Origin of the sequence: Bordetella hinzii LMG 13501, from assembly GCF_001548475.1 — a bacterium.
Classification (GTDB): domain Bacteria; phylum Pseudomonadota; class Gammaproteobacteria; order Burkholderiales; family Burkholderiaceae_B; genus Bordetella; species Bordetella hinzii.
On record NZ_LRUJ01000040.1, the window covers coordinates 1 to 18,672 of the forward strand.

General features: G+C 71.1%; 18 protein-coding genes. 16 read left to right on the top strand and 2 right to left on the bottom strand.

Annotated features, from left to right (window positions below; translation table 11 throughout):
- The first annotated feature begins 239 nt into the window (after positions 1-239).
- Genes AXA74_RS20080 through AXA74_RS20090 form a run of 3 tightly spaced genes read left to right on the top strand, consistent with a single transcriptional unit; the run spans position 240 to position 3,817 of the window.
- Positions 240-1,526: a sigma-54-dependent transcriptional regulator gene (locus AXA74_RS20080; protein ID WP_051593976.1), complete on the top strand. Its 1,287-nt coding sequence runs from the start codon at positions 240-242 to the stop codon at positions 1,524-1,526.
- A gap of 60 nt (positions 1,527-1,586) precedes the next feature.
- Positions 1,587-3,359, top strand: coding sequence for a thiamine pyrophosphate-requiring protein (locus AXA74_RS20085; RefSeq protein ID WP_032955944.1), 1,773 nt, complete (start codon positions 1,587-1,589; stop codon positions 3,357-3,359).
- On the top strand, positions 3,356-3,817 hold the full coding sequence (locus AXA74_RS20090; protein WP_032962738.1) for a hypothetical protein: 462 nt from the start codon (positions 3,356-3,358) through the stop codon (positions 3,815-3,817). The genes AXA74_RS20085 and AXA74_RS20090 overlap by 4 nt, the downstream gene beginning before the upstream one ends.
- Positions 3,818-3,821: 4 nt before the next feature.
- On the opposite strand, the gene AXA74_RS20095 is transcribed toward AXA74_RS20090, so the two are convergent.
- Positions 3,822-4,382 (bottom strand): hypothetical protein, encoded by a 561-nt coding sequence (locus AXA74_RS20095; RefSeq protein WP_032955942.1) that lies wholly within the window; start codon positions 4,380-4,382, stop codon positions 3,822-3,824.
- Positions 4,383-4,471: 89 nt separating this feature from the next.
- Between AXA74_RS20095 and AXA74_RS20100 the strand changes: the two genes are divergently transcribed.
- From AXA74_RS20100 to AXA74_RS20160, 13 genes are all read left to right on the top strand, one after another.
- On the top strand, positions 4,472-4,783 hold the full coding sequence (locus AXA74_RS20100) for a DUF883 family protein (protein ID WP_032962605.1): 312 nt from the start codon (positions 4,472-4,474) through the stop codon (positions 4,781-4,783).
- A gap of 13 nt (positions 4,784-4,796) precedes the next feature.
- Entirely contained in the window at positions 4,797-7,499 is a 2,703-nt protein-coding gene (locus AXA74_RS20105; protein ID WP_060833254.1) for an ATP-binding cassette domain-containing protein, read from the top strand.
- Positions 7,500-7,612: 113 nt separating this feature from the next.
- Positions 7,613-8,380, top strand: coding sequence for a BON domain-containing protein (locus tag AXA74_RS20110; RefSeq protein WP_051593973.1), 768 nt, complete (start codon positions 7,613-7,615; stop codon positions 8,378-8,380).
- Positions 8,381-8,382: 2 nt separating this feature from the next.
- Positions 8,383-8,793 carry a PRC-barrel domain-containing protein gene (locus tag AXA74_RS20115; protein WP_032955936.1) on the top strand — a complete coding sequence of 137 codons (411 nt, stop codon included), beginning with the start codon at positions 8,383-8,385 and terminating at the stop codon, positions 8,791-8,793.
- Between the two features lie 79 nt (positions 8,794-8,872).
- Entirely contained in the window at positions 8,873-10,138 is a 1,266-nt protein-coding gene (locus tag AXA74_RS20120; RefSeq protein WP_032955934.1) for a glycosyltransferase, read from the top strand.
- Positions 10,139-10,158: 20 nt separating this feature from the next.
- Entirely contained in the window at positions 10,159-10,887 is a 729-nt protein-coding gene (locus tag AXA74_RS20125; protein WP_032955932.1) for an SDR family oxidoreductase, read from the top strand.
- A 65-nt stretch (positions 10,888-10,952) separates the two neighbouring features.
- Entirely contained in the window at positions 10,953-11,531 is a 579-nt protein-coding gene (locus AXA74_RS20130) for a D-glycero-alpha-D-manno-heptose-1,7-bisphosphate 7-phosphatase (protein ID WP_032962737.1), read from the top strand.
- The gene (locus tag AXA74_RS20135; RefSeq protein WP_032962600.1) at positions 11,528-12,607 is read left to right on the top strand and encodes a glycosyltransferase family 9 protein; all 1,080 of its coding nucleotides are present in this window, start codon (positions 11,528-11,530) and stop codon (positions 12,605-12,607) included. Before AXA74_RS20130 ends, AXA74_RS20135 begins: the two co-directional genes overlap by 4 nt.
- Before the next feature lie 12 nt (positions 12,608-12,619).
- Positions 12,620-14,359: a carbamoyltransferase family protein gene (locus AXA74_RS20140; RefSeq protein ID WP_032955929.1), complete on the top strand. Its 1,740-nt coding sequence runs from the start codon at positions 12,620-12,622 to the stop codon at positions 14,357-14,359.
- Positions 14,356-15,339 carry a glycosyltransferase family 2 protein gene (locus tag AXA74_RS20145; RefSeq protein ID WP_032962598.1) on the top strand — a complete coding sequence of 328 codons (984 nt, stop codon included), beginning with the start codon at positions 14,356-14,358 and terminating at the stop codon, positions 15,337-15,339. The genes AXA74_RS20140 and AXA74_RS20145 overlap by 4 nt, the downstream gene beginning before the upstream one ends.
- Positions 15,336-16,391 (top strand): glycosyltransferase family 9 protein, encoded by a 1,056-nt coding sequence (locus AXA74_RS20150; RefSeq protein ID WP_048940121.1) that lies wholly within the window; start codon positions 15,336-15,338, stop codon positions 16,389-16,391. Before AXA74_RS20145 ends, AXA74_RS20150 begins: the two co-directional genes overlap by 4 nt.
- Positions 16,381-17,334 carry a glycosyltransferase gene (locus tag AXA74_RS20155; protein ID WP_032979353.1) on the top strand — a complete coding sequence of 318 codons (954 nt, stop codon included), beginning with the start codon at positions 16,381-16,383 and terminating at the stop codon, positions 17,332-17,334. Before AXA74_RS20150 ends, AXA74_RS20155 begins: the two co-directional genes overlap by 11 nt.
- On the top strand, positions 17,331-18,374 hold the full coding sequence (locus AXA74_RS20160; RefSeq protein WP_197723102.1) for a UDP-glucuronic acid decarboxylase family protein: 1,044 nt from the start codon (positions 17,331-17,333) through the stop codon (positions 18,372-18,374). The genes AXA74_RS20155 and AXA74_RS20160 overlap by 4 nt, the downstream gene beginning before the upstream one ends.
- A 5-nt stretch (positions 18,375-18,379) precedes the next feature.
- On the opposite strand, the gene AXA74_RS20165 is transcribed toward AXA74_RS20160, so the two are convergent.
- A complete protein-coding gene (locus AXA74_RS20165; protein ID WP_032955924.1) occupies positions 18,380-18,646 on the bottom strand; it encodes a hypothetical protein in 267 nt (88 codons plus the stop codon).
- Positions 18,647-18,672 lie beyond the last annotated feature (26 nt).

An 18,672-nucleotide genomic window follows, 5' to 3' on the forward strand; every position in this document is an offset into this window, starting at 1 on the left:
GTTTTTTCCTTCCTTGGCGACGCGGAGAGTGCGTAAGCAGTCCCTACCGTTACGTAACACGTCCCCACGAGGGGCCGCCCCGGACGCCCGTCCGGCGCCCCGAGCCGGCCGCCGATATGCAGTCTCATGCCCCCGGTAGCGTTCGATTACCCGGGGCCGCATGGCGCGGCGTTAGGATGAAGCCAGGTTGACAAGGCGCAGGTCCGGCAGGCCGGACGATGCGCGTCAAGGAGGATGTCATGCCTCATGTACTGATTGTCGACGATGATGCGGCCGTGAGATCGGTCATGGCGGAAGTGGCGCAGGACGCCCGCTGTTCGGTGGCCCAGGCCGCCACGGTGCGCGACGCGCGGCTGGAGTGGGACCGCAAGCGGCCGGACCTGGTGCTCACCGACCTGCGCTTGCGCGATGAAGACGGCATGCGCCTGTTCGAGGGCCTGGACTTGAGCGAGGTGCGCGTGGTGGTCGTCACCGGCCACGCCAGCACCGACAGCGCGGTGCGCGCGCTGCGGCTGGGCGCCAGCGATTATCTGGAAAAGCCGGTCGACCTGGCCCGCCTGACGGCCGTGATGCAAGGCGCGGGCCCGGCCGCCGATGCGCCCGCCGGGGGCATGGCCGGCGAGGCGCCCGCCATGCAGGCGTTGCGCGAGCAGATCGTCCGCGTGGCGCGCACCGACGCCAGCGTGCTGCTCATCGGCGAGAGCGGCACCGGCAAGGAGCTGGCCGCCCAGGCCGTGCATGCGGCCAGCGCGCGCCGCGCCAAGCCCTTCATCGCCGTGAACTGCGGGGCCGTCTCGCCGACTTTGGCCGAGAGCGAGATGTTCGGCCACGAACGCGGCAGTTTCACCGGGGCCGAGCAGCGGCGCAAAGGCTATTTCGAGAGCGCCGACGGCGGCACGCTGTTTCTGGACGAGATCACCGAAATGCCGCCGGCTTTGCAGGTCAAGCTGCTGCGGGTGCTGGAGACCGGGCGCTTCATGCGGGTGGGAACCCAGCACGAGACCCGCTGCGATGTCCGCATCGTGGCGGCGACCAACCGCGCCCCCGACGCGGCCATCACGGAGGGACGCCTGCGCGAGGACTTGTATTACCGCCTGAGCGTCTTCCCCTTGTGCCTGCCTCCGCTGCGCGAACGGGGCGAAGACAAAGTCATGCTGGCCGAGCGCTTTCTGCAGGCCTTGAACCGCAAGGATGGCGCGCAGCGGCGCTTCGGCGCGCGGGCGCTGGCCTTTATCCGCGACTACGCCTGGCCGGGCAACGTGCGCGAGCTGCGCAACTGGGTGCGCCGCGCCTACATCATGGCTGAAGGCGAGCAGATCGACGCCGAAGCGCCGCCGGGCGCGGAGATGGGCGCGGGCCAACGCCTCTACGTGCCCATCGGCTCCAGCCTGGCCGAGGCCGACGAGAAACTCATCCGCGCCACGCTGGCGCATTGCCGGGGCGTGAAGAAGGATGCCGCGGCCATGTTGGGCATCAGCCCCAAGACGCTCTACAACCGGCTGGAGGGGCTTGAGGGCCCGTCCTGAGGCAGGAACGCCGCTTGCCGCTGGCCCGCCATCGAGCACGCAGCACGACAGGGAGCAGACATGGCAAAGATGACAGTGGCGGACTTCATATTGGCGCGCCTGGCGCAATGGGGCATCGACCGGGTGTTCGGCTATCCCGGCGATGGGATCAACGGCCTGATCGGCGCCTTCGGGCGCCAGGACGAGGGGCTACGCTTCATCCAGGCGCGCCACGAGGAAGAGGCGGCCTTCATGGCCTGCGCCCATGCCAAATTTACCGGCCAGGCCGGCATCTGTCTGGCCACCTCGGGGCCGGGCGCCATCCACCTGCTCAATGGCCTGTACGACGCCAAGCTGGATCACCAGCCGGTCGTGGCCATCGTCGGCCAGCAGGCGCGCAGCAGCCTGGGCGGGGACTTCCAGCAGGAGGTCGACCTGGCCGCCCTGTTCAAGGACGTCGCGCATGATTTCGTGCAATTGATGAGCACGGCCGAACAGGCGCGCCACCTGGTGGACCGCGCCCTGCGCATCGCGCTGGAGCGCCGCGCGGTGACCTGCATCATCGTGCCCAACGATGTCCAGGACCTGCCCGCCGTGCCGACGCCGCCGCGGGCCCACGGCATGATGCATACGGGCATCGGCGCGGTATCGCACGCCCATGTGCCCGGCGAGGATGCCCTGCACAACGCCGCCGCCGTGCTCAACCGCGGCCGCAAGGTCGCCATCCTGGCCGGGGCCGGCGCGCTGGGCGCCTCCGAGGCCCTGGCCGCGGTGGCCGACCGCCTGGGCGCGGGCGTGGCCAAGGCGCTGCTGGGCAAGGCGGCGCTTTCCGACAGCCTGCCCTATGTGACCGGCAGCATCGGTCTGCTGGGCACGGTGCCCAGCTGGCGCCTCATGCAGGACTGCGACACCTTGCTCATGGTGGGCACGACCTTTCCCTATTCGGAATTCCTGCCCCCCGAGGGGCAGGCGGCCTGCGTGCAAATCGACCGCGACGGCCGCGCCCTGGGGCTGCGTTATCCCATCGAGGTCGGCCTGGTCGGCGACGCGGGACAGACCCTGTCCGCCTTGCTGCCCCTGCTGGAGCAGAAAAGCGACCTCGGCTGGCGGCACGGCATCGAAAAACAGGTGGCGCGCTGGCGCGAGGCGGTGGCGGCGCGGGCGGCCACCGAAGGGCGGGGCGTCAATCCGCAACGGCCTTTCCTGGAGCTGTCGCGGCGCCTGCCGCCGGACAGCATCATCACCTGCGATTCGGGGTCGGCCGCCAACTGGTATGCGCGCGATGTCGATGTGCGTCCGGGCATGCTGGCCTCCTTGTCGGGCGGCCTGGCGACCATGGGCTGCGCCATGCCCTACGCCCTGGCCGGCAAACTGGCCTGGCCGGACAGGCCGGTCTTCGCGCTGGTCGGCGACGGGGCCATGCAGATGAACGGGATCAACGTCCTCATCTCGGTGGCCGACCGCTGGCGCGACTGGAAGGATCCGCGCCTGGTGGTGCTGGTCCTCAACAATGGCGACCTCAATCTCGTGACCTGGGAGCAGCGCGTCATGGGCGGCGACCCCCGTTTCGAGGATTCGCAGCGCCTGCCGGGCTTCGCCTACGCGGAGTATGCGCGGCTGCTGGGCCTGGAAGGGGCGCGCATCGAGGACGCCGCCCAGGTCGGGCCGGCGCTGGATCGCGCCCTGGCGGCCGATCGGCCCATGGTGCTGGAAGTGATGGCCGATCCGGAGATTCCGCCCATGCCGCCGCACATCACGCTCAAGCAGTTCGGGGCCTATATGCAGGCGCTGCGCAAGGATCCGGCCGGGGGCGAAGCCTTGCGGGCCACGCTCAAGCAATGGTGGGCCTCATGAAGGGCGCCTATTTCGGACCCGAGACGGCGGCGCGGGCGGTGCGGCTGGCCATGCCCATGATGCAGGCCGCCATGGCCTCGCGCGAGGCCGGAGACAGCGGCTTTCTGCATATCGTGGTGATGAACCCCCTGCTGCCGCCGGGGCAATCGGCGTTCGAGCCGGCCATCCTCTACGAGGAAAGCCTGGGCGACCGCGCGGACTGGGACGCCGACTATGCCGCCTATGCGCGCGCCAAGGCGCGCCTGTCCTGGCGCAGCGGCATGGCAGGCCATCGCGTATGCGAAGTGGCGCCGCAACTCCTGGCCGAACAGGAACAGCCGCTGTGGGGCAGCGTCAGCGTCGATGGCGTGGCCGTGGGCGTGAGCGGCGCCTATCCCTGGTTCGATGAGGCATTCGCCGCCACGGTGGCGCATACCTTCATCGCCTGCGTGAAGGCGGCGCGCGCCGGGACGCCGTGACTGGCTAGGCGCGGCGCGCCGTGGCCGCCGTGGTCCTGCGGCGGCGCCAGCCGCGCCAGAACTCCTCCAGATAGGGCAAGACCTCCAGGAGCGCGACCGCCGAGAGCAGCGTCACGATATAGCCGGCGGGCAGCGGCGTTTCCTTGAGCCGGAAACCCCAATCCGCCTGTCCCAGGCCGAACAGCGCCAGGAACTGCGGCCAATGCCCCACGGCCAGCAGCAGGATCGCCGTCAAGGGCAGGAGCTCCAGAAAGCTGTGCACATGCTGCTCCAGCGGCGTGACCCGGCGCCGGCGCACGGCGTAGCTGACGTCCCACAGGGCGGTGGCCTCGTGCAGCAGGAAGCACAGCATCATGAGCGCGAAGACCCCGGCCGTCACTTCCAGGAAGAGCCCGGCCAGCAGCGCAACGCCAACCTCGCCGAACATCAGCAGATGCAGCAGCGACTCGCGGTAGCCGGCCGTTTGCGCGATATGCGTGTTGCGGTGGCACAGCCAGTCGGCCACGCCCGCCAGCAGCCATAGCGGCATCAGCACATAGAGCAGAAGGATAAGGGCAGGGGCCATCGGTTTCTCCGGCAGGGGCTGGCACGGGACTTGCCGTCTCGGGCCGCAGGCACGGCATCGGGCGCGTGCCGTATTGAACAGGAGGATCTATGCACAGCAAACATCATCGCGACGGCGGGACCCTGGACCGCCTTTTGCATGGGACCGAAGAATTGCTGCGCCGCACCGCGGCCTTCGGCGATGCCGACATCGAGGCCGGCCGCGACCGGCTCAAGCGCCAGTGGGACGCCGCCGGCGAGCGGGCGGCCGACTGGAGCGAGGCCGCCGGCCAGGGCCTGCGGCGCGTCACCCGCGCCGCCGACGACTGCGCGCACCGCCACGCCTGGGAATCCATTGCCGTGGCGGCCCTGGTGGGCGCGGTGGTCACCGCCTGCGTGCTGACACGCTCTTCGCGCCGCTAAGGCAGCAAGCGCCATGCCCGCCACGGAAGACAGCGCCCGCTTCGCGCGGCGCGAAGTGCTGCGCACCATCGGCGCGGCCCTGTGGAAGCAGCGCGGCCGCACCGGGCTGGCGCTGGTGCTGCTGGTGGCCGCCAAGCTGTTCATGGTGGCCGTGCCGGTGGCGCTCAAGCATGTGGTCGACGCGCTGAGCGTGTCCGGCGCGCTGGCCTTGCCGGTCTTCCTGCTGCTGGGCTATACCCTGCTGCGCTTTGCCGGCAGCCTGCTGACGGAGCTGCGGGATGTGGTGTTTTCGCCCGTGGCCCAGCGCACGGTGGCGGACTTCACCTTGCGCATGTTCGCGCACCTGCAGGCCCTGGGCGCGCGCTTTCATGGCACGCGCCAGACCGGCGGCATGGCGCGCGACCTGGAGCGCGGCACGACCGGCGTGGGCTTTCTGGTCGGCACGGCGTTGTTTGCCCTGTTGCCCACCCTGGTCGAGATCATCTCCGTCGTGGTCATCCTGGTGGCCGGCTACAGCCTGGGCTTTGCGCTCACGGTGGCGGCGACCTTCGCCGCCTACGCCTTCTATACCTCGGCGCTCATCCGCCGCCGCACGCCTTTGCAGCGGCGTCTCAACGACCTGGACTCGCAGGCCGGCGGCCGGGTCGTCGACAGCCTGCTGAACTATGAGGCGGTCAAGCTCAACGCCACCGAGGAAGGGGAGTCGCGGCGCCTGGGCCAGGTGCTGGGTGCCTGGGTGCAGGCGGGCGTGCGCAACCAGCAGTCGCTGTCGCGCCTGCATATCGGCCAGGCCGGCATCATCGCCGCCGGGGTCGGCATTGTCATGCTGCTGGCGGGACAGCAGGTGGTGGGCGCGCGCATCACCGTGGGCGACCTGGTGCTGATCAACGCCTACATCATCCAGATCTGCCTGCCGCTCAATACCCTGGGCCTGATCGTGCGCCAGGCGCGCGAGGCCTTCATCTCCGCCGAACGGGTCTGCGCGCTCCTGCGCCTGCCGCCGGAGCCGGGCGATGAGCCCGGCCTGCCCGAGCTGGCCGCCGGGCCGGGCGAGGTGCGCTTCGAGGCGGTGTCCTTCGGCTACGAGCCCGGCCGTCAGATCCTGTGGAATATCGATCTGCGCATCCCGGCCGGCAGCACGCTGGCCGTGGTGGGCGGCAGCGGCTCGGGCAAATCCACGCTGGCCCGGCTGCTGCTGCGTTTCTATGACCCCGACCAGGGGCGCATCTTGATCGACGGCCAGGACCTGCGCCAGGTGCGGGTCAAGAGCCTGCGGCGGCGCGTGGGCATCGTGCCGCAGGACACGCTGCTGTTCAACGACACCATTGCCTACAACATCGGCTACGGCCGGCCAGGCGCCACGCGCGCCGAGATCGAGGAAGCCGCCGCGGCGGCGCGGGTGCATGACTTCATCCAGAGCCTGCCGGCCGGCTACGACACCCCGGTCGGCGAACGCGGCCTGAAGCTGTCGGGCGGCGAGCGCCAGCGCATCGCCATCGCGCGGGCGCTGCTCAAGCGCCCGGCGATCATGATCTTCGACGAAGCCACCTCCGCGCTGGACACGCGCACCGAGCGCGCCATCCAGAACGAGCTGGAGCGCATCGCGCGCGACCATACGACGCTGATCATCGCCCATAGGCTGTCGACCATCGTCAACGCCGACCGCATCGTGGTCCTGGACCATGGGCGCGTGGTGGAGTCGGGCTCGCACGAGGAATTGCTCGCGCAGGGAACGGTCTACGCGCAGATGTGGCAGCTGCAGCGCCAGCTCAGCCAGCTCGAGGAGGCCGACCATGCGGCCGAACGCCAGCCGGTCAACCTGGTGACCGTGGTGGCCGGCGTCCTGGACGCCAGCCGGGAGATGCTGCAGGCCCGCCGCATCACGCTCTATACCGTGATCGGCGCGGAGGCCGCGCGCATCACGGGCGATCCCAGCGCCTTGCAGCGCCTGGTGTGGGACCTGCATTTGCACGCGCTGGCGCTGACCCCGGCCGGCGGCCGCATGGCCTTGCGGCTGGCCCGCGACGGGCCGGTAACGCGGCTGTCCATCACCGACGGACGGGCGCCGCCCGCGGACGCCGCGGCGCAGGCGCCGCTGCTGGATCCCGAACTCGACCGCGCCGCCGCCCTGGATCCCGCCACGCTGGCGGCCGAGGCGCAACGCCAGGGGGGACGCTTCAGCCAGCAGCGCGAGGCCGACGGCGCCATGACCTATACGGTGGAGTTCACCTTGCGGCCGGTCTCGGCGCTGGATGTGCCGCCGGCGGCGGGCAGGGATCTCCCCAGCCTGCAGGACCTGTCGGTCATGTTGGTCGACGACCAGGGAGAGGCGCGCGATCTTTTGTCCGAAGTGCTGCGCAGCGCCGGCGCGCGAGCGGAAGTCTGCTCCAGCGGCCAGGAAGCGCTGGATGCGCTGCTGGGCCGCCCGCACGCCCAATGGCCCGACGCGCTGGTCTGCGATATCTCTCTGGGCGATATGGACGGCGACGAGGTCGTGGCGCGGCTGCGCGCCCGCGAAGCCGAGGAACATGTGCCGCTGGCCGGCCGCCTGCCGGCCGTGGCGCTGTCCGGGCACAGCGCGCCCGAATACCGCCTGCGGGCCTTGCTGGCTGGCTTCCAGCTGCATCTGGCCAAGCCGGTCGATCCGCGCGAGCTGGTGGCCAGCGTGGCCGCCGTGGCGCGCCGGCCCGATGGCGAAATTGCCGCTCCCAGGTAAGAAGTGCCGAAGCACGGCCGCGGGCGGCGCGAAAGGCCCCCCGGCACAGCACTTGCTCCTCTCCTGGGACCGGCGCTGCCTCATGCGGCGCCATGCTTGGCAGGAGATGCACTATGCAACGCAATGACAGACAGCGGCGCGAAAGCCGGGGGCATCAGGGTGATCTGGGCAGCGACTACGGTGGCGGCTTTGACACGCTGCGCAACCAGCGGCCCTTCGATGAGCGCTGGGACGAGGACGGCGGCGGCAGCCAGGCTCCGCCGCCGCGCGAGGCGCGCTGGCAGGCGTCGGCCCGCAGCGGACGCTGGGGCGCCGAGGAGCCCGGCTATGGCCGGCAGTGGCCCGAACGCCCGCCCGAGTACGGCTATGACCGGCCCAACCGCCATGGTCCGCAGTACGAAGAGGGCGGGCGCTATCCCGGTTCGCGGCCGCTGAACCAGGATGAATGGCTGGGCAGCCGCAGCGCCGACCCTGGCCAGGGCAGTTACGGCGGCTTCCGCGGCGAGGATCCCGGCTATCAGCGCCAGGACCTGCGCTCCACCTGGGAGCGCGGGGCGCGCGCCTCGGGCGCCGGCGACGAGGGAGCCCTGGGCTATTGGGGCGGCCAGCCCGATGACGGGACGCGCGGCGCGCGCATCGATCCCAAAGGATATACACGGTCGGATGAGCGGGTGCGCGAGATGGTCTGCGAGCGGCTGGCCCACAGCGGCCTGGACGTCAGCGATGTGGAGGTCAGCGTCAGCGACGGGCAGGTCACCCTGCAAGGCACGGTGCCCGACCGGCGCACCAAGCACGCCGTGGAGGATTGCGTCGACGACTGCGCGGGCGTCAAAGAGATCGAGAACCGCGTGCGCTGCGCGTCGCGCGCGTCGAGGAGATGAGCATGCAGGAAACCCGCAAGAACGGCGCCAATATCGTCGGCGGCCCCAAATCCAAGCCGAGCGGCCCCGGCCCGCATGTGATGGCCGCCGGCACCCTGCAGGACAACGATGTCTACAACAGCGAGGGCGAAATGCTCGGCTCCATCCAGGACATCATGCTCGATGTCCCGCACGGCCGCATCGCCTACGCGGTGCTCTCGCGCGGCGGCGTGCTGGGACTGGGCGACAAGCTCTACGCCATCCCCTGGAGCGCGCTGACGCTGGACACCGACCGCAAGTGCTTCGTGCTGGATGTCAGCGCCGAACGCTTCAAGGCGGACAAGGGCTTTGACAAGGACAACTGGCCGGCGATGGCCGACGAGGGCTGGGCGCGGCAGACCTACGCCTACTACGAGCAGCCCCCCTACTGGTGATCGGCGGGCGCCGCCGGTTCCGCGGACGCGCCCACGTCCGGGCGCGGGCCGCGCTCGTCCCTTATCCCTGGAGCCCATCATGGCCTACATCGCCCTGATCAGTGAGCATGCTTCTCCGCTGGCGGCCGCCGGCAGCGTGGACAGCGGCGGACAGAATGTCTACGTCGCGCAGATCGCCCGCCAGTTCGCCGCGGCCGGACACCGCGTCGATGTCTACACGCGGCGTGATTCGCCCTTGCAGCCCGAGCTGGCCGAATGGCTGCCGGGCGTGCGCGTCGTCCATGTGCCGGCCGGTCCGGCGTACTACCTGCCCAAGGAGGCCTTGCTGGACTGGATGCCGGCCTTTGAGCGCTATCTGCTGCGCGTGTTCGCGCGCCGGCCCTATGACGTGGTGCATGCGAATTTCTTCATGTCGGCGCTGGCCGGCCTGCCGGCGGCCCGCAGTATCGGCTGCCCGCTGGTGGTGACTTTCCATGCCTTGGGCAAGGTGCGCCGGCAATACCAGCAGGCGGCCGACGGTTTTCCGGACCGGCGTTTCGCGATCGAGGAAGACATCGTGCGCCAGGCCGATTGCGTGATCGCGGAATGCGCGCAGGACCGCAGCGACCTCATGACCTTGTACGACGCCGATCCGGCGCGCGTGGCCATCGTGCCTTGCGGCTATGACCCGGACGAGATGCGCGCCTGCGACATGGCGCAGGCGCGGCGCCGCCTGGGCTGGCGGCCGGAGGGCTTCCGCGTGCTCCAGCTGGGCCGCCTCGTGCCGCGCAAGGGCGTGGACAACGTCATCCGCGCCGTGGCGCGGTTGCGCGAGGACCATGGGGTGGACGCGCGCCTGTGCGTGGTGGGCGGCGACGGGCCCGGCGAACCGCCATCGGCCGAGCTGCGGCGGTTGCGCGCCATCTGCGACGAGGAGGGGCTGGCCGGCGTGGTGGAGTTCGCCGGCCGCCGCGCCCGCATGGAGCTGGCCGACTATTACTGCGCCAGCGACGTCTTCGTCACCACGCCCTGGTACGAGCCCTTCGGGATCACGCCGCTGGAAGCCATGGCCTGCGGCCGCCCGGTCGTGGGCGCCGACACCGGCGGCATACGCAGCACCGTGGTGGACGGCCGCACGGGCTTTCTCGTCCCGCCCAAGGACCCTCGGCGCCTGGCCGGGCGGCTGGCCGTCCTGGCCGCCGATCCGGCGCTGGCCGCGCGCATGGGCCAGGCGGGACGCCTGCGGGCCCGCCGCCTCTACACCTGGAGCCGCGTGGCGCGCGACCTGCTGGCGGTCTATGGCCGCCTGACCGCGTTGCCGCCGGCCCGCCGGCAGGCGCCGGCGGCCGTGCGCGCCACGGCTTGACCCAACCCTGGAGAATCCGCATGCAAGACTTCAAATCATTGGCCGGCCGTGTGATCCTGGTGACCGGCGCGGGCAGCGGCCTGGGCGCGGCCCTGTGCGCGCAGCTGGCCACGGACCGCGCCCGTGTCGCGGCCCTGGATATCGACGAGCGCCGCGCGCATGAGCTGGCGGCCGCGCTGCGCGCCGACCAGGGCGAGGTGGAGCCCTTCGTGGGCGATGTGGGCGTGCTGGAGGACGGCCGCCGGGTGCTGCGCGCCGTGGTGGACCACTTCGGCAAGCTGGACGCGCTGGTCAATTGCGCCGGCGTGGATGTCACCGCGCCCATCGAGAAGATAGACGCCGATGTCTGGGAGCGCGTGCTGCGCACCAACCTGACCGGACCTTTCCTGCTGTCCAAGCTGGCGCGCGAGCACCTGGCCGGCGACGGCCACATCGTCAACGTGGCCTCGACCGCCGCGCGGCGGGCCTGGCCCAACGCCTGCGCCTATCACGCCAGCAAGTGGGGCTTGATGGGCCTGAGCCAGGCCCTGCACGCCGAGCTGCGGCCGGCCGGCATCAAGGTCAGCGCCATCATCGCCGGCGGCATGCGCACGCCTTTCCTGCTGGACCGCTTTCCCGACATCGACGCCGACACGCTGCAAGATCCGGCTCATGTCGCGCGCGCCATCCGCTTCGTGCTGACGCAGCCCGACGACAGCGTGATCCCGGAGGTGATGGTGCTGCCGGTCAAGGAGACATCATGGCCTTGATGCCGCTTGCCGGCGCCGGGGCGGCAAGCGCCGGGATGGCCAGCCCCGGGATGGCCCGCCCCGGGATGCCCCGCGCCGGGATGCCCCGCGCCGCCATATTCTTGGATAAGGATGGGACGTTGTTGCGGGACGTGCCGTATAACGTCGACCCGGCGCGCATGCGCTGGGCGCCGGGCGCGCGGCGCGGGCTGCGGACGCTGGCCGCGCTCGGCGCGCCGCTGGTGGTGGTGAGTAACCAGCCCGGCGTGGCGCTGGGCCGCTTCGCGGCGCAGGCCTTGCGCGGCGTGGCGCGCGCGTTGTGCGCGATGTTCGCGCAAGAGGGGGCGGTGCTGGCCGGCTTTTACTACTGTCCGCACCATCCGCAAGGCCGGGTGGCGGGCTATGGCGGGATCTGCGCCTGCCGCAAGCCGGCGCCCGGCCTGTTGTTGCGCGCCGCCGAGGACCTGCACCTGGACCTGAATGCCTCGTGGATGATAGGGGACATCCTGGACGACGTGCAGGCCGGCCACCAGGCCGGCTGCCGCAGCGTGCTGCTCGACGTGGGCAATGAAACCGAGTGGCGGCTGCGCGCCGAGCGCGTGCCGGATCTCTGGGTCGATGACCTGGCGCAGGCCGCGCGCCGCCTGCAGGGAGCGTGGACATGAGCGCCGGGCCGTCGCCCTGGAGCGAGGCGCGCCATGTGCTGGGCGTCAGGCTGGACAATATGGGCGATGTGCTGATGAGCACGCCGGCCTTGCGCGCCCTGCGCGCGCCGGGCCGCCGCATTTCGCTGTTGACCTCGTCGGCCGGGGCGGCCCTGGCGCCGCATCTGGCCGATGTGGACGATGTGCTGGCCTATGATGCCTCGTGGGTCAAACGCGAAGGCGCCAGCGCCGACGGCGACCGCCAGGCCATCGAGCGCCTGCGCGAACTGCGGCCCGACGCGGCCGTCATCTTCACCGTGCACAGCCAGAGCGCGTTGCCGGCGGCCCTGATGCTGCGGCTGGCCGGTGTGCCGCGCGTGCTGGCCTATAGCCGCGAGAACCCCTACCAGCTGTTGACGGACTGGGTCAGCGAGCCCGAGCCGCACCGGGTCAGGCGCCACGAGGTGCTGCGGCAGCTGACCCTGGTGCGTACCGTGGGCGCCACCACCGACGACACCCGCCTGGGTTTCCTGGTGCGCGAGATCGACCGCGTGGGCCTGCGCCGCAAGCTCAGCCGCCTGGGCGTGGCGGAGCAGGGCGGCTGGATCGCCGCGCACGGCGGCGCCAGCGCGCCGTCGCGGCGCTATCCGGCCGAACGCCTGGCGGGCGCGCTGGAGGCGTTGCGCGGCGAGGGCCGCCGCATGCTGCTCTTGGGCGGGGCGGACGAGGGCGGGCTGGGCGAAGCCCTGGCGGCCCGGCGCCAGCGCCTGCCGGGCTTGATCGACCTGACCGGCCAGCTGACCCTGGGCGAACTGGGCGCGGCCATCGAGGGCGCGGCGGTGCTGATCTGCAACAACAGCGGGCCGGCCCATATCGCGGCCGCGCTCGGCGTGCCCGTGGTCGACCTCTACGCCCTGACCAATCCCCAGCACACGCCGTGGCAGACGCCGCAGCGCGTGCTCAACCGCGAAGTGCCTTGCCGCGGCTGCCGCCGCAGTGTCTGTCCGCAGGGCCATCATGCCTGCCTGGCCGGCGTGGAACCGCGCGAGGTCGCGGACGCGGCACGGGAATTGCTGTCGGCGCGTATCAGCCGATAAACGGAGAGGACTATGTATACCCTGGGTATCAATGCGGCTTTCCATGATTGTTCCGCCGCGCTGCTGCGCGATGGCCAGGTCCTGGCCGCCGCCGAAGAGGAGCGTTTCACGCGGGTCAAGCATGGCAAGCGGCCATTGCCTTTCACAGCCTGGCAACTGCCTTTCCATGCCATCGATTATTGCCTCGCCCAGGCCGGCATCCGCCTGCGCGACGTGCAGCACATCGCCTACGCCTTCGATCCGGCCCTGCTGGACCACAGCGCGGTCACGCCCGAGGGCGACATCCGCCTGCCGCTGGAGCCCTCGCGCGCGGGCTCGCCCCAGGGCGGGACCTCGCCCTGGGATCCGCTTTTCCTGTCGTATATCACCAATGCTCCGCGCCAGTTGGCCGCCGGCGCGCCCTTGCATCTGTCGGCGCGCTTCGAGGGCCTGTCGCTGGCCGAGATACAGCAGCGCTGGGTCTTCCTGGATCATCATCTTTGCCACGAGGCCAGCGCCTATCTGGCCGCGCCCCTGGAGGCCCCGGCCGTGCTCACGCTGGATGGCCGGGGCGAGGGCGTGACGACCAGCTATGGCCACTTCTCGGGCGGAGAGTACTCCCGGCTCAAGCAGATTGCCATGCCCCATTCCCTGGGCCTGCTGTACGAGGACGTGACTCGCCACTTGGGTTTCCTGCACGCCAGCGACGAGTACAAGGTCATGGCGCTGGCTTCCTACGGCAAGCCCAGCATGCGGCAGGCGCTGCGCGAGATCCTGCGCCTGGAGGACGACGGCGGCTTCTCGCTCGCGCCGGCCGATTTGGCCGAAGTCCTGGGCCCGCCGCGCCGGCGCGGCGAAGCCTTCGATGACCGGCACAAGGATATTGCCAGCTCATTGCAGCATGTGCTGGAAGAGACGGTGCTGCACATGGCCGGATGGCTGCATCGCCAGACCGGCGCGAAAGAGCTCTGCATGGCCGGCGGCGTGGCGCTGAACTGCGTGATGAACTCCCGCGTGGCGCGCGAGGGTCCCTTCGAGCGGGTCTGGGTCCAGCCGGCGGCGGGCGATGCCGGTACGGCGCTGGGCGCGGCGCTCTATGTGGATTACCACCGGCGTTCGGACGGGCGGCGCTGGACCATGGAGCACGCCTATCTGGGCCCGGCCTATGAGGACGAGGACATCGTCCGCGCCCTGGACCGCGCGCATCTGGCCTACCGGCGCGAGGACGACATCGCCTCGGCGACGGCCGATCTGCTGGCCCAGGGCAAGGTGGTGGCCTGGTTCCAGGGACGCATGGAGTTCGGTCCGCGCGCGCTGGGCGGACGCTCCATCCTGGCCTCGCCGCTGGACTCGGCCATGCAGGCGCGCCTGAACGGCCTGAAGGACCGCGAGGATTTCCGGCCGGTCGCGCCGGTGGTCATCGAAGAGCGCGCCCACGAGTGGTTCGACGCGGCGGGCAAGCCCGGCATCCGCGCGCCCTTCATGCTGTTCGTCTACGACGTCCTGCCGCAACGCGCCGCGCGCATTCCGGCGGTGCGCCATATCGACGGCACCGCCCGGGTGCAGACCGTGCGGCGCGAACAGAACCCGCGCTATTACGACGTGCTGCGCGCCTTCGAGGCGCGCACCGGCGTGCCGGTGCTGGTCAACACCTCTTTCAACACGCGCGGCCAACCCATTGTCTGCACGCCGCGCGAAGCGCTCGAAGCCTTCTACACCTCGCCGCTGGACGCCCTGGCCATCGGCAGCTACCTCGTGGAGAAACCGGCATGAACATCGCGCCGCCCCTGGTCTCCGTGGTGATACCCACGCTGCGCCGCCCGGACCTGCTCACGCGCTGCCTGCAAGCGCTGCAGACCCAGGACTTTCCGGCCAGCCTGTTCGAGATCATTGTCTGCGACGACGGCCCCGACGCGGCCACCCGCCAGGTGACCGAGGAGCTGGCCGCGGCGCGGCGCGACGGACCCTCGCTGCGCTATCTGCCGGCCACGGGCCAGCGCGGACCGGCGGCGGCGCGCAACCGGGGCTGGCGCAGCGCGCGCGGCGAGATCATCGCCTTCACCGACGACGACACCGTGCCCGCGCCCGACTGGCTGGGGCAGGGGGTGCTGGCCATGACCCCAGGCGTCAGCGCGGTCAGCGGCCGTGTGGTCATGCCGCTGCCGCCGCGGCCGAATGACTATGAACGCGACGCCGCCGGCCTGGCCAGCGCCGAATTCGTGACGGCCAACTGCCTGGTGCGCCGCGAGGCCCTGGAGCGGGTGCGCGGCTTCGACACCCGCTTCACCATGGCCTGGCGCGAAGACTCGGACCTGCATTTCTCCTTGATAGAGGAGGGCCTGTCCGTCGTGTACGCGCCGCGGGTGCGCGTGCTGCATCCCATCCGGCCGGCGCGCTTCGCCGCCGGCCTGGCCATGCAACGCAAGGTGATGTTCGACTGCCTGCTGCTGCTCAAGCATCCCTATCTTTACCGCAGCCGCATACGGGCCCGGCCGCCCTGGTTCTATCTCTCGGTCACGCTGGCCGCCCTGGCGGCCCTGGGCGCGGCGCTGGCGGGCCAGTTCTGGCTGGCCGGGGCGGCGGCCGGGCTCTGGCTGGCGCTGACCCTGGTGTTCTTTGCGCGCCGCGCGCGCGGCACCTCGCGCCGGCCGCGCGACTTGGCCGACCTGGCGCTGACCTCGGCGCTGGTGCCGCCCCTGTCCATTGCCTGGCGCCTGGTCGGCATGGCGCGCTTCGGAGGGCGCTTCCCATGAGCGCATTGCCGCCGCCGCGCCGCATCGCGGTCTTCCGCGCCCTGCAGCTGGGCGACCTGTTGTGCAGCGTGCCGGCCCTGCGCGCCTTGCGGGCGGCCTGCCCGCAAGCCCGCATCACCTTGGTCGGGCTGCCGGGCGCGGCGGATTTCGCGCGCCGCTTCGGCCATTACATCGACGAACTGCTGCCCTTTCCGGGCATGGAGCTGTTCCCCGAGCAAACGCCCCGTCCGGACGAGCTGCCCGGCTTCTTCGAGGCCGCGCGCGAACGCCGTTTCGACCTCGCCCTGCAGCTGCACGGCAGCGGCCTGCATGCCAACGGCGTCGTGCGCCGGCTGGGCGCGCGGCGCTGGGCGGGTTTCGTGCCGCATCCCGCCCAGGCGCGGACGGGCTGGCGGCTGGCGTGGCCGCAAGACCTCCCCGAGCCCTTGCGCTACACGGCCCTCATTGAACACATGGGCCTGCCCGTCGAGAGCGTGGAGCTGGAGTTGCCCTTGTTCCCGGGCGAGGACGGGTCGGCGCGGCGCCTGCTGGCCGATCATGGCCTGCAGCCCAATCGCACCGTGGTCCTGCATCCTGGCGCCCGCCTGCCGTCGCGCCGCTGGCCGGTCCGTCACTATGCCGCGGTGGCCAATGCGCTGGCGCGCGGCGGCTGGCAGGTGGCCCTGACCGGCGCGCCGGACGAGGCTGGCCTGGTGGGCGAGCTGGCCGGCCTGTGCCGCTACCCGGCGGCGAATCTTTGCGGCAAGACAACGCTGGGCGAACTGGCGGCGCTGCTGAGCCGCTGCCGCCTGCTGATCAGCAATGACACCGGGGTCTCGCATGTGGCGGCGGCCGCGGGCGCGGCCAGCGTGGTGGTGGCCTGCGGCAGCGACGCGCGCCGCTGGGCGCCCCTGGACCGGCAGCGCCACAAGGTCGTGGCCGCCGAGCTGCCGTGCCGGCCCTGCATGCATGCCGTCTGCCCGATCGGTCATCCCTGCGCGCTGGCGGTGACGCCAGCCGAGGTGCTGGCGCGCGCGCACGACGTGCTGGGGGGAGGGCGCCATGCCAGCTGAACGCCCCTTGCGCATCCTGACGTGGAACGTGCATGGCAATTATCTGCACGCGCTGGCCCACGTGCCGCACGAATGGCTGGTGCCGGTGGCCGGCATGCGGCCCGGCTACACCCCGCCCACGCCCGAACTGGACTGGCCCGCGCATGTGCGCGTGGTCGACCCCGGACAACTGCGCGACGAGACGCTGGACCTCATCGTCTACCAATCGCGTGACAACCTGGCCGATGCGCCACAGCTGCTGCGGCCGGCGCAGCTGGCCCTGCCCAGCCTCTATGTGGAGCACAACCCGCCCGAGCCCCATCCGACCGATAGCTGGCATCCATTTCGCCACCCGCGCGGCCTGCTGCTGCACGTGACGCACCACAACGCGCAGATGTGGCAGGCGCCGGGCATGCCCGCTCGGGTGATCGAGCATGGCGTGCCCGACCCGGGCATCATCGATGCCGGCTCCCGCGAGGGCGGCATCACGGTCATCAATCATCTGGCGCGGCGCGGCCGCCGCCTGGGGCTGGACCTTTACCGGCGCGCCCATGCGCGCCTGGCCCTGGACCTGATCGGCATGGGTTCGCGCGAGCTGCCTGGCGGGCTGGGAGAAGTCCCCAACCGCGAGGTGCCGGCCTTCATGGCGCGCTACCGCTACCTGTTTTCGCCCGTGCGCTATGCCAGCCTTGGCCTATCGGTGGTGCAGGCCATGCTGTGCGGCCTGCCCGTGGTCGGGTTTGCCGCCACCGAGCTGGCCTGCCTGATCCGCAATGGCGAGGACGGCTATGTCGACAGCCGCGAACAGGGCTGGCTGGAGGCCGCGCACGCCCTGGCGCAAGACCCGGCGCTGGCCCGGCGCTGGGGCGAGGCGGCGCGCCGCAAGGCGCTGGGGCGTTTCGGCATGGCGCGATTCATCGCCGAATGGGACGAGACATTGCACGCACTCAAGGAGCAAGCATGAAACCTAGCGAATCCCCCAGGCGGCGCGTGCTGGTCACGGGCGGCGCCGGTTTCCTCGGCGCGCATCTATGCCAGCATTTGCTGCTGGCCGGCGACGAGGTGATCTGCCTGGACAATTTCCAGACCGGCCAGGCCGCCAACCTGCAGGCCCTGGTCGGGCGCGAGCGCCTGAGCGTGCTGCGCCAGGATGTGGCCGAGCCCATCGAACTGGATAGGCTGGACCGCATCTATAACCTCGCGTGTCCGGCCTCGCCCGCCCACTATCAGGCCGACCCGGTGCACACCCTGAAGACGTGTGTGCAGGGCGCGCTCAATGTGCTGGAGCTGGCGCGTCGCACGGGCGCGCGCGTGCTGCAGGCCTCGACCAGCGAAGTCTATGGCGACCCGCAGGTCCACCCGCAGCATGAGCGCTACTGGGGGCATGTGAACCCCATCGGCCCGCGCGCCTGCTATGACGAGGGCAAGCGCTGCGCCGAGACCCTGTGCGCCGACTTCGCGCGCCAGACCGGCACGACGGTAAAAATTGCCCGCATCTTCAATACCTACGGACCCGGCATGGCGCCGGGCGATGGCCGGGTGGTGTCCAACTTCATCGTGCAGGCCCTGGCCGGCCAGGCGCTGACCGTCTATGGCGACGGCAGCCAAACCCGTTCTTTCTGCTATGTCGGCGACCTGATCGAAGGACTGGCCCGCCTGATGGAAAGCGGCGCGGAGGTCAACGAGCCGGTCAATCTGGGCAACCCGCATGAAATGAGCATGCTGGAGCTGGCGACCCTGGTGCGCGAGGCCACCGGTTGCGACGCGCCGCTGGTCTATGCGCCCTTGCCGCCGGACGATCCGGTCCATCGGCAGCCGGACATCCGGCGCGCCAGGCAGTGGCTGGGCTGGCAGCCGCATGTGCACCCGCGCGAGGGACTGCGCCGCACGGTCGCGTATTTTTCACGCCTGGCGCCTGAGCGCCAGCTGGCGCGCGAGTTGCCGGTCGCTGGCGTATGGGCCCGGGCCGCGCGCACGGGAAGGGCGGGCGAGCGGCCGGTCTGACGCCTTCAGCCGCCGCCGTTGCGGGCCGGGTCGGGGCGCGTATGCGCCAGGCCGGCTTGCGCGGCATCGACCTCGCGGTCGGGCTCGATGTCCGGCGCGTCTTCGTCCGGCGCGAGATAGGGCGGTTCGGCGCGCGGCCGCGCGCCCGTGCCCTGGGCATCGGTGCCGGCGTCGGTTTCGCCGGCGGGGCGCTCGCTGGGCATATCGGAACTGTCGCCCGGTCCGTAGGGATCAGCGGGTTCGACCGGGGGTTGGGCGGGATGGCGAGGCATGGGTTTTCTCCAAGTAGGGCAGGCGG